This window comes from Streptomyces blattellae (genome assembly GCF_009709555.1).
Taxonomy (GTDB): domain Bacteria; phylum Actinomycetota; class Actinomycetes; order Streptomycetales; family Streptomycetaceae; genus Streptomyces; species Streptomyces blattellae.
On record NZ_WJBG01000007.1, the window covers coordinates 1 to 311 of the forward strand.

A 311-nucleotide genomic window follows, 5' to 3' on the forward strand; every position below is an offset into this window, starting at 1 on the left:
CTCGCGTTCGGCGCGCAGGCCGTCGGTGAGGAGGGCGAGGTCGGGTGCCTCCTGGCCGCGGTTGCGGGAGGCGTGCTCCACGGCCTCCAGCTGATCCGTGAGGATCGACTTGGAGTCGTGCAGCAGCCGTCCGACGAGGGTGGACTTGCCGTCGTCGACCGAGCCGGCGGTCGCGAAACGCAGCAGCGTGGTCTCCGACAACTGCTCGACCGACAGCGGCTCGGTGGGTTCGGTGGTGCTGGACATCGTTAGAAGTACCCCTCGCGCTTACGGTCTTCCATCGCGGCCTCGGAGAGCTTGTCGTCGGCGCG

The 311-nt window shown here is 68.8% G+C and carries 1 protein-coding gene; it reads right to left on the bottom strand.

The annotated features are described in order from the left end of the window. On the bottom strand, positions 1-246 hold a 246-nt coding region (locus tag GFH49_RS00440), incomplete at its 3' end, for a GTP-binding protein (RefSeq protein WP_328288261.1). Between the last annotated feature and the right edge of the window lie 65 nt (positions 247-311).